At 66.0% G+C, this 9,143-nt stretch carries 12 protein-coding genes; 8 read left to right on the top strand and 4 right to left on the bottom strand.

The window, feature by feature from the left end:
- The 4 genes from dnaE to def all read right to left on the bottom strand — a co-directional run.
- Window positions 1-2,044 (bottom strand): DNA polymerase III subunit alpha (gene dnaE, locus ACLPJJ_RS13535; RefSeq protein WP_443591517.1); only part of this gene is annotated, 2,044 nt, incomplete at its 3' end.
- Window positions 2,045-2,068: 24 nt separating this feature from the next.
- Window positions 2,069-2,830 (bottom strand): tRNA pseudouridine(38-40) synthase TruA, encoded by a 762-nt coding sequence (truA, locus tag ACLPJJ_RS13530; protein WP_443591516.1) that lies wholly within the window; start codon window positions 2,828-2,830, stop codon window positions 2,069-2,071.
- Entirely contained in the window at window positions 2,827-3,732 is a 906-nt protein-coding gene (gene fmt, locus ACLPJJ_RS13525) for a methionyl-tRNA formyltransferase (RefSeq protein WP_443591515.1), read from the bottom strand. The genes truA and fmt overlap by 4 nt, the downstream gene beginning before the upstream one ends.
- Window positions 3,729-4,262 (bottom strand): peptide deformylase, encoded by a 534-nt coding sequence (gene def, locus ACLPJJ_RS13520; protein ID WP_443591514.1) that lies wholly within the window; start codon window positions 4,260-4,262, stop codon window positions 3,729-3,731. Before def ends, fmt begins: the two co-directional genes overlap by 4 nt.
- A 133-nt stretch (window positions 4,263-4,395) precedes the next feature.
- Here def and ACLPJJ_RS13515 point away from each other — a divergent pair, with 133 nt between their 5' ends.
- The 8 genes from ACLPJJ_RS13515 (at window position 4,396) to ACLPJJ_RS13480 (ending at window position 9,049) form a co-directional block, all read left to right on the top strand.
- The gene (locus ACLPJJ_RS13515; RefSeq protein WP_443591513.1) at window positions 4,396-4,866 is read left to right on the top strand and encodes an Hsp20 family protein; all 471 of its coding nucleotides are present in this window, start codon (window positions 4,396-4,398) and stop codon (window positions 4,864-4,866) included.
- Between the two features lie 79 nt (window positions 4,867-4,945).
- Entirely contained in the window at window positions 4,946-5,200 is a 255-nt protein-coding gene (locus ACLPJJ_RS13510) for a DUF1150 family protein (protein WP_443591512.1), read from the top strand.
- A gap of 71 nt (window positions 5,201-5,271) precedes the next feature.
- Entirely contained in the window at window positions 5,272-5,919 is a 648-nt protein-coding gene (hisG, locus tag ACLPJJ_RS13505; protein ID WP_443591511.1) for an ATP phosphoribosyltransferase, read from the top strand.
- Window positions 5,916-7,205, top strand: coding sequence for a histidinol dehydrogenase (hisD, locus tag ACLPJJ_RS13500; RefSeq protein WP_443591510.1), 1,290 nt, complete (start codon window positions 5,916-5,918; stop codon window positions 7,203-7,205). The genes hisG and hisD overlap by 4 nt, the downstream gene beginning before the upstream one ends.
- A gap of 59 nt (window positions 7,206-7,264) precedes the next feature.
- Window positions 7,265-7,483 carry a translation initiation factor IF-1 gene (gene infA, locus ACLPJJ_RS13495; protein ID WP_183266526.1) on the top strand — a complete coding sequence of 73 codons (219 nt, stop codon included), beginning with the start codon at window positions 7,265-7,267 and terminating at the stop codon, window positions 7,481-7,483.
- A 26-nt stretch (window positions 7,484-7,509) separates the two neighbouring features.
- Complete coding sequence (locus tag ACLPJJ_RS13490; protein WP_443591518.1) at window positions 7,510-8,031, top strand: Maf family protein; 522 nt, start codon at window positions 7,510-7,512, stop codon at window positions 8,029-8,031.
- Window positions 8,028-8,879 (top strand): ribonuclease E/G, encoded by an 852-nt coding sequence (locus ACLPJJ_RS13485; protein ID WP_443591509.1) that lies wholly within the window; start codon window positions 8,028-8,030, stop codon window positions 8,877-8,879. The genes ACLPJJ_RS13490 and ACLPJJ_RS13485 overlap by 4 nt, the downstream gene beginning before the upstream one ends.
- Window positions 8,876-9,049, top strand: coding sequence for a DNA gyrase inhibitor YacG (locus ACLPJJ_RS13480; RefSeq protein WP_443591508.1), 174 nt, complete (start codon window positions 8,876-8,878; stop codon window positions 9,047-9,049). The genes ACLPJJ_RS13485 and ACLPJJ_RS13480 overlap by 4 nt, the downstream gene beginning before the upstream one ends.
- Window positions 9,050-9,143: the final 94 nt, after the last annotated feature.

The raw sequence follows: 9,143 nt of genomic DNA, 5'->3' as shown, positions 1-9,143 counted from the left end.
TGATCTGCGCGATCTGCATCACCTGTTCCTGGTACACGATGATGCCGTAGGTTTCCTCCAGAATCCCGTGAATCGCGGGCTCCGGCGAGGTCCATTCGGCGCCATGCTTGCGCGCGCAGTAATCGGGGATGTTCGCCATCGGGCCGGGGCGGTTGAGCGCCTGGATGGCGACGAGATCCTCGAACCTGTCCGGGCGCATCTGTTGAAGCGCCGCGCGATAGCCCGCGGTTTCGAAAGTGAACACACCGGCTGTGTCGCCACGACCGATCATCTCGTAAGTCTTCCTGTCGTCCAGCGGGATCTTCGAAATATCCAGATCGATCCCCTGCTGGCGCAGGAATTTCAGCGCGCGGTCGATGATGGTGAGCGTGGTGAGCCCTAGGAAGTCGAACTTCACCAGCCCCGCCTGCTCCACGTACTTCATCGAGTACTGCGTGACGAGAAGATCAGAGCGCGGATCTTTATAGAGCGGCACCAGCTCGACAAGCGGCCGATCGCCGATCACCACGCCCGCCGCATGCGTCGAGGCATGGCGGTACAGCCCCTCGATCTGCATCGCGATTTCCATAAGCCGTGCCAGGCCTTCATCGGAATCGCGCAGTTCGCGCAACTTGATCTCGCCGTCTATGGCTTCCTTCAGCGTCACCGGCTTGGCGGGGTTGTTCGGGATCAGCTCGGCGACCTTGTTCACCTGCCCATAGGGCAAACCCAGCACGCGCCCCACGTCGCGCACCGCAGCACGGGCCTGCAACTTACCGAAGGTGATGATCTGCGCGACGCGGTTGGCACCGTATTCGCGCGTCACATAGGCGATCACTTCATCGCGCCGCTCCTGGCAGAAATCGATATCGAAGTCCGGCATGGAGACGCGTTCCGGGTTCAGGAAGCGCTCGAACAGCAGCGCGTAGCGCAGCGGGTTAAGGTCAGTGATGCGCAGCGCCCAGGCGACGAGCGAACCCGCGCCCGAACCGCGCCCGGGCCCCACGGGAATCTGGTGGTCCTTGGCCCACTGGATGAAATCGGCCACGATGAGGAAGTAGCCGGGGAAGCCCATCTGGACGATGATGCCCAGCTCAAATTCCAGCCGCTTCCAGTATTCCGCTTCCGCCTCGCCGCTGATCCCCTCGAAGGCCAGGCGCGCGCGCAACCCTTCCTCGGCCATGGCGCGCACGGTGTCGGCTTCGGATGCACCTTCGCGCACCTTCGGGCAGGTGGGCAGCAACGGCTTGCGGCTTTGCGCCATCACCGCGCAGCTCCTGGCAATGGCAATGGTGTTGTCGCAGGCATCCGGCAGATCGGCGAACAGTTCGCGCATCAGCTTGGCCGGCTTGAACCAGTGCTCGGGCGTTACGCGGCGGCGGTCCTTCTCCGCCAGCACGCGCCCCTCGGCGATGCAGAGCAACGCGTCATGCGCCTCGTACATCTCCGGCTTGGCGAAGAAGCACTCATTGGTGGCAACAATCGGCAGCGCGAATTTTTCCGCGAGTTGCAGGAAGCCGGGCTCCACCGCCGCCTCTACCGCCTCGCCATGGCGCTGGATCTCCACCGCGATCCGCCCGGCGAACGCCTCGGCCAACGCGGCGAGATACGCCTCCGCCTCGGCCATCTGCCCCTCGGCCAACAACCGCCCCACCGGCCCCTGCACCCCGCCCGTGAGCAGGAACAGCCCCTCGGCATGCTCCAGCAGCGCCGCGCGGGTAATCTGCGGCTTCACGCCGTCACCTTCAAGGAAGCTGGCCGAGGTCAGGCGTTGCAGGTTGGCATAGCCCGCCGCGTTCTGCGCCAGCAGCACCACGTTGTCCGGGGCCAGGTTGATCCCCTCGCGCTTCAACCCAAGCTGGCAGCCTATGATGGGCTGCACACCTTCCTTGGTGCAGTACTGGGAGAATTCCAGCGCGCCGAACATGTTGGAGGTGTCGGTAATCGCCACCGCCGGCATGGCGTAGTCCTTGGCCAGCGCGGCAATCTTGTCCGGCTTGATCGCGCCTTCGGAGAGCGAGAAGGCGGAATGGACGCGAAGATGGACGAAATCGGCGTGAGGCATGGTGACTCCCAGTCTGAGGGGAGACTAGACCAGATTCAGCCCCGGGTCATACACAACGCCGGTAAAATACAGCCCCTCGGCCGGGGCCGTCACGGCGGCGGCGGCGCGGGATTTGGCGCCCAGCACCTCGGCCAGCTTGGCCTCGGGCCAGCTGCCATCCCCCACCTTCACCAGGCTGCCCACCATATTACGCACCTGATGGTGCAGGAAGCTGCGCGCCCGGGTCTCCACATGGATCTTGTCGCCCTCCCGCGTCACGGTGAGGAAATCCAGCGTCCGCATCGGCGATTTTGCCTGGCAGGCGGAGGCGCGGAACGAGGAAAAATCATGGTGCCCGAGCAGATGCTGCGCGGCGTTGTGCATCAGTTCCGCGTCCAGCTTCTGGCGCACATGCCAGACCCGCCCGGCCTCCAGCGCCGGCGGCACCACACGATTGGAAATGACATAGCGGTACGAGCGGCACACGGCGGAGAAGCGCGCGTTCCAGCCCTCGGGTGCCGGGCAACAGCGCAGCACCACGATGGGGTGCGGCTTGAGATGGAAATTCATCGCCTCGCGGATGCGGAAGGGCGTGAGGTCCGGCAGTTCGATCTGCACGATCATCGCCAGGGCGTGCACCCCGGCATCGGTACGCCCGGCGGAGACGGCCTCGGTCACCTCCGCCCCGCCGCGCACGCGCGCCGCCGCTTCCTCCACCACCTGCTGGATGGCGAGGCCATGCTTCTGCCGCTGCCAGCCCATGAAGGGCCGGCCGTCGTACTCGATTTCCAGCGCCCACAGGGTCAATAAAACCGCGCCTCTTCCGGCAGGGTGAAGCCGCGCAGGAACTCCGCCGTGCTCATGGCGGATTTGCCCGCACGTTGCAGCCGGGTCGGGCGCAGCGCCCCCTCGCCGCAAGCGATGGTGAATTTGTCGTCCAGGATGGTGCCCGGGACGCCCTCGCCCGCCACAACGTCAGCCGCGAGGATCTTGATCACCATGTCCCCCAGCAAGCCGAGCGCGCCCGGCCAGGGGGTGAAGGCGCGGATCCGCCGCTCCAGCACGGCGGCGGACAGAGTGAAGTTCAGCCGTGCATCCTCGCGCGAGAGCTTCGGCGCGTAGTTGGCCAACGCCTCATTTTGCGCCACGGGCGCGCTGGGGTGCTCAAGCTCCGCCAGAATCAGCCGGGCGCCGATCTCGGCCAGGCTGTCGTGCAAATCAGCGGCGGTGTCGTGCTCCCCGATCGGCAGCGCCTCCCGGCGCAGCATCGGTCCGGTATCCAGTCCCGCTTCCATCTGCATGATGGTGATGCCGGTCTCCACGTCGCCTTCGGCGATGGCGGCCTGGATCGGGCCCGCTCCGCGCCAGCGCGGCAGCAGGCTGGCATGAATGTTCAGGCAGCCGCGTTCCGGCGCATCGAGAAATGCCTGCGGCAGGATCAGCCCGTAGGCCGCCACCACCGCAGCATCCAGATGCAGCCCCCGGAAGAATTCCAGTTGCTCATCATTGCCACGCAGCCTGCGGGGCGTGCGCACGGGCAGGCCCAGCGCCTCGGCCGCCTGATGCACGGGGCATTTCTGCTCTTTCTGCCCGCGTCCGGCCGGCTTGGGCGGCTGGGCGTACACCGCCGCCACCTCATGCCCGGCCGCGACAAGCGCCCGCAGCGCCGGAACCGAGAAGTCCGGCGAGCCCATGAACGCCAGTTTCATTGCTTATCTTTCTGCGCCTTGGCCAGCTTGCGGAGCAGGATGTTGCGCTTCAGCGGGGTCAGGTAGTCCACGAACAGCACGCCGTTCAGATGGTCGATCTCGTGCTGCAGGCAGGCTGCCAGCAGTCCGTCCGCCTCGATCTCCTTCTTGACCCAGTTCTCGTCCAAATAGCGCACCTTCACCCGCGCCGGGCGGACGACATCGGCGTACTGGTCGGGGATGGACAGACACCCCTCCTGCTGCACCGCCGTCTCCTCGGATTTGGCAATAATCTCCGGGTTGATCAGCGCCAGCGGGGCGGGCACGTCCTTCGGCGCCACGTCCACGGTGATCACGCGCAACAGCCGGCCCACCTGCGGCGCGGCGAGGCCGATGCCCGGCGCCTTGTACATGGTGGCGAACATGTCGGGGATGAGTTCCCTCACCTCCTCGGCGTCGTCGGACGTCACCAGCCGAGCCACTTTGCGCAGCTTCGGGTCGGGGCAGATAAGGATGGGCAGAAGATGGGCTTCGATCTGTGTCTCTAACATGCCACGGATGTAGTCTGCGATGCCCCCGGCTGCAACGAGCCTCTTGCATCCCGCCCCAGATATGACAACATGGACATCCGGACGCCTTCGGGGTCCATCAACCTGCTTCGCTCAACCTTGGGGGAGCCTTACCATGAATACACGCGTATTCACCTCGCCTTTGTTTCTCGGCTTCGACCATCTGGAGCAGATGATCGAGCGCGCCGCCAAAACCTCGTCGGACGGCTACCCGCCGTACAATATAGAGCAGCTTAGCCCGGTCTCGCTGCGAATTACCCTTGCGGTGGCCGGATTCACCATGGACGACCTTCAAATCACCCTTGAGGATAACCAACTGGTAATTCGTGGACGCCAGAGTGACGACGGACAGGGCCGCGTATTCCTGCACCGGGGCATTGCCGCACGGCAGTTCCAACGCGCCTTCGTCATAGCGGAAGGCATCGAAGTGAAGGGCGCCTGGCTCGATAATGGGCTGCTGCATGTGGACCTTATTCGCCCAATGCCGCAGCCGGTGGTGAAGACCATTCCTATCTCGCGCGGCCAGAGCAAGGCCATGACCCCGAGCAGGGTAGCGGACAGGAATGCAGAAAACGCCGGGGAATAACCGCCTGGCGAACCGCAAATAAGACATATTCCCGCCGTGAGATCGGCTGACGGCCACGGCGACCGGAAAGGATATCACGATGAACATCAAAAACCATGACGGCACGGCTAATTTCGTCCCCGGCACGGTGCTGGACATTCATCACATCTCCGCGGACCAGCTGGCCATGCTGGGCATGGAGGAGATCGCGTTCGTCAAGCCCGTGATGACCGAGCAGGGGCCTGCCTTCGCCATTCACGCCGCGGACGGCACCCCGATGGCGATCGCCACCAACGCCACGCTCGCGGCTGCCGCCATCGTCCAGCACGACATGCGGCCCAACCTGGTGCATTAACCGGCCACGCCGTGCGGCGGCTTGCCGCGCGACCCTAGCCACCCCTTTGGCCCAGTGGTAATGCCCAGGCCATGTCGATCGTTCTCGCTTTGCCCAAAGGCCGTATTCTGAAGGACGCTGGTCCGCTGCTGGCCCGCGCCGGGATTTTCCCGGAAGCCGATTACGCGGACGAATCCTCGCGCCGCATGCGCTTCCCGACCAACCATCCGGAAATGGACGTGATCCGCGTCCGCTCCTTCGACGTGGCCACCTTCGTCGCCTTCGGCGCCGCGCAGATCGGCGTTTGCGGGTCCGACGTGCTGATGGAGTTCGACTACCCCGAGGTTTACGCGCCGCTCGACCTCGGCATCGGCCAATGCCGCATCTCGGTGGCCGAGCCCAAGGATGATGCCGGGCAGACCGACTTCACCCGCGCCTCGCGCATCCGGGTGGCGAGCAAATACCCCAACATGGCGAAGAAGCATTTCGCGGCGAAGGGCATCCAGGCCGAGATCGTGGCCCTGAACGGCGCCATGGAGCTGGCGCCGGGGCTAGGGCTGTCGCGCCTGATCGTGGATCTGGTGCAGACCGGCAGCACCCTCAAGGCCAATGGCCTTGTCGAAACCGACGTCATCGCGCAAGTTTCGTCCCGGCTGATCGTCAACCGCATCGCGCTCAAGACCCGGCCGGATGAAATCGGCGCCTGGATCGAGGCGTTCAGAAAGGCATTGGCTTCATGAGGCTGCTGGCAACCAAGCACCCGAATTTCGAGGCCGAATTCGCCGATCTGCTCGCGCGCGCCGTCACTGCGCCGGAGGTCAGCGGCACGGTGGCCGAGATCATCCGCCGCGTGCGGCAGGAGGGTGACGCCGCGCTGCTCGACTACACAAACCGCTTCGACCGGGTGAGCGTGACCGCCGAGAGCCTGCGCGTCTCGCAGGATGAAATCCAGGTGGCCATGGCCTGCACGCCGAAGCCGTTGCGCGACGCGCTCAATCTGGCGGCACGGCGGATCGAGACCTTCCACCAGATGCAGCTGCCGCGCGGGATTGAGTTCACCGACGATGCCGGCGCCACCTGCGGCATGCGCTGGACGCCGCTGGATTCCGCCGGGCTCTACGTGCCGGGCGGCAAGGCGAGCTACCCGTCTTCGGTGCTGATGAACGCCATCCCCGCCCGCGTGGCCGGGGTGCGCCGCCTGACCATGTGCGTGCCCGCCCCGGATGGCGAGCTGAACCCGCTGGTGCTGGCGGCCGCCTCCATCGCGGGGGTGAAGGATGTGTACCGCATCGGCGGCGCCCAGGCCGTGGCCGCCATGGCCTATGGCACACAAACCATCCGCCCGGTGGACCGCATTGTCGGCCCCGGCAACGCCTATGTGGCGGAAGCCAAGCGCCAGGTGTTCGGCCAGGTGGGCATCGACTCCATTGCCGGCCCGTCCGAAGTGCTGATCCTGGCCGATGAGAACAACAACCCCGAGCATATCGCCCTCGACCTGCTGGCCCAGGCCGAGCATGACGAGGACGCGCAGTCGATCCTCATCACCACCAGCGGCGCCCTGGCCGCCGCTGTGGCGGGCGCCGTGGATGCCATCCTGCCCACCCTGCCCCGCGCGGGGATCGCCAAGGCAAGCTGGGTGAACAACGGCGCCATCATCCTGGTGCGCAACTGGGACGAGGCGGCGGACCTCGCCAACCGCATCGCGCCCGAGCATCTGCAACTGATGCTGGCCGAGCCGGACAAGCTGTTCAACCAGATCCGCCATGCCGGGGCGATCTTCCTCGGGCGCAGCACGCCGGAGGCGATCGGCGACTACGTGGCCGGGCCGAACCACGTGCTGCCCACCTCGGGCACGGCGCGCTTTGCCTCCGGGCTCTCGGTGTACGACTTCATGAAGCGCACCACCTATCTATCCGTGCCGCCGCGCGCGCTGGAGGTCATCGGCCCCGCCGCCGTGACCCTGGCCGAGGCCGAAGGGCTGACCGCGCATGCCCGCTCTGTGTCGGCCAGACTAGCCAAACCTTGACCGCAACAAAAACCCGGCCCATGTGAGCGCCTGGTTTCCAATTATCTCCAGAGGTGTTTTTGTCTAAAGAAGATATGATCGAATTCAGCGGCATGGTGACAGAGCTGCTGCCTAACGCGATGTTCCGCGTGAAGCTCGACAACGACCACGTCATCCTCGCCCATACCAGCGGCAAGATGCGCAAGAACCGCATCCGCGTCCTGGCCGGGGACCGCGTGAACGTCGAGATGACCCCCTACGACCTGACCAAGGGCCGGATCACATTCCGCTTCAAGTGATTCTGGCGTCGGCCAGCCCCCGAAGGCTGGAATTGCTGCGGCAGATCGGCATCACGCCGGACAGGATTTTCGCCCCCGAGATCGACGAGACGCCCGCCCCCGGGGAGGTGCCGCGCGCCTACGCGGCGCGGATGGCGCACGCCAAACTCTCCGCCCAGGATGGCTATGTGATCGCCGCCGATACGGTGGTGGCGGCCGGGCGGCGGATACTGCACAAAACCGCATCCCGCGCCGAGGCAGAGGTGTATCTGCGCCTGCTCTCCGGGCGGCGGCACAAGGTATTCACTGGGGTTGCCGTGCGCGCGCCGGATGGCCGGGTGGCGAGCCGCGTGGTGGCCTCCGTGGTCGGCTTCGCCCGGCTGGATGAGCCGCATCTGCGCGACTACCTGGACAGCGGCGAATGGGACGGCAAGGCCGGGGGCTATGCCATCCAGGGCCGGGCCGCGACCTTCATCGATTTCATCGCCGGCTCCTATTCCGCCGTGGTCGGCCTGCCCTTGCACGAAACCGCCGCGCTGCTGCGCGGCCTGGGCTGGAGGCGGGAATGATCGCGGTCTCCCGCCGTGGAGACCTCGTGTGCATTGCCCTGCTGCGCGGGGATATTCTGGCCGAATACTGGCTGTGGAACCTGGCAGCACCTGATGGCGTGGGCGACATCTATACCGCCCGGGTGGATGCGGTGATGCCCGCCCTCGCCGGATGCTTCCTCTCCCTGGGCGATGTCTCCGGGTTCCTGCCGGACAGCGCCGGGGGAAAAAGCCTTTCCATTGGCACCTACGTGGCAGTGCGCGTCACCCGCGCGGCGCAGGGCGACAAGGGCCCGCGCCTGGAGGTGGTGAACGAGCCGCATGGCGACACGCCCGGCCTGCTCCGCCGTGGCCCCGGCCCGCTGCTGGAGCTTGCGGCGCGGCGGCCGGAAGACGAGATCGTGCTCGACGACTACGCCCTGATGGCCGAACTGCGCCCGGCCCTGGAAGGGCGGATGCGCCACGATGCCAAAGCGTTCGACGCGGTGCTGGAAGATGAAGTAGCCGGGCTGGCCGAGTCCACCGCCGCCCTGCCCCATGGCGCCATGATGCACATCTCCCCCGCCAAGGCGGCGACGCTGATCGACATCGACGCCGCCGCGGCCAGCGGCATGAGCCCACTGGCGCTGAATACGGCCATCATCCCCGAGATCTGCCGGCAGATCAGCCTGCGCAACCTCTCGGGCGGAATCCTCATCGACTTCGCCGGGCTGAAGGCGGCGCAGCGGCAGAAACTGGCGGAGCCGCTGCGCGCGGCACTGGCCGCCGATGCCCTGCGCCCCAGCCTGCTCGGCTTTTCCCATCTCGGTTTCGCCGAGATCAACCGGCGGCGCATCCGCCCGCCCTTGCATGAGCTGTCGCCACAATGAAATGCCCGATCTGCGGCAAGCCCGCCTCGCCCGAACACAAGCCGTTCTGCTCCAAGCGCTGCGCCGATATCGACCTCGGCCGCTGGCTGACGGATAGCTACAAGATCCCGCAACAGCCGGGCGAGGACGAGGACGAAGACGGCGAGCCGGAAAAACCGGCGTCCCATTAACGCCGTAATGCCGGAGCGCGCTGGCTCAGGAATACCGAGAGCAGGATCAGAACACCGCCGAGCAACTCCAACGCCGTGAGCGGCTCGCTCAGCA

It is taken from the genome of Acidocella sp., assembly GCF_052326845.1.
Taxonomy (GTDB): Bacteria; Pseudomonadota; Alphaproteobacteria; order Acetobacterales; family Acetobacteraceae; genus Acidocella.
Note: the sequence above shows the minus strand (reverse complement) of the source record. Positions and strands in the feature narration are given on the sequence as shown.

Excerpts from the sequence above, each read along its gene's own strand:
- fmt (WP_443591515.1), bottom strand. The coding sequence starts at position 3,732 with ATGAAACTGGCGTTCATGGGCTCGCCGGACTTCTCGGTTCCGGCGCTG.
- def (WP_443591514.1), bottom strand. The coding sequence starts at position 4,262 with ATGTTAGAGACACAGATCGAAGCCCATCTTCTGCCCATCCTTATCTGC.
- ACLPJJ_RS13515 (WP_443591513.1), top strand. The coding sequence starts at position 4,396 with ATGAATACACGCGTATTCACCTCGCCTTTGTTTCTCGGCTTCGACCAT.
- ACLPJJ_RS13510 (WP_443591512.1), top strand. The coding sequence starts at position 4,946 with ATGAACATCAAAAACCATGACGGCACGGCTAATTTCGTCCCCGGCACG.
- hisG (WP_443591511.1), top strand. The coding sequence starts at position 5,272 with ATGTCGATCGTTCTCGCTTTGCCCAAAGGCCGTATTCTGAAGGACGCT.
- hisD (WP_443591510.1), top strand. The coding sequence starts at position 5,916 with ATGAGGCTGCTGGCAACCAAGCACCCGAATTTCGAGGCCGAATTCGCC.
- ACLPJJ_RS13485 (WP_443591509.1), top strand. The coding sequence starts at position 8,028 with ATGATCGCGGTCTCCCGCCGTGGAGACCTCGTGTGCATTGCCCTGCTG.
- ACLPJJ_RS13480 (WP_443591508.1), top strand. The coding sequence starts at position 8,876 with ATGAAATGCCCGATCTGCGGCAAGCCCGCCTCGCCCGAACACAAGCCG.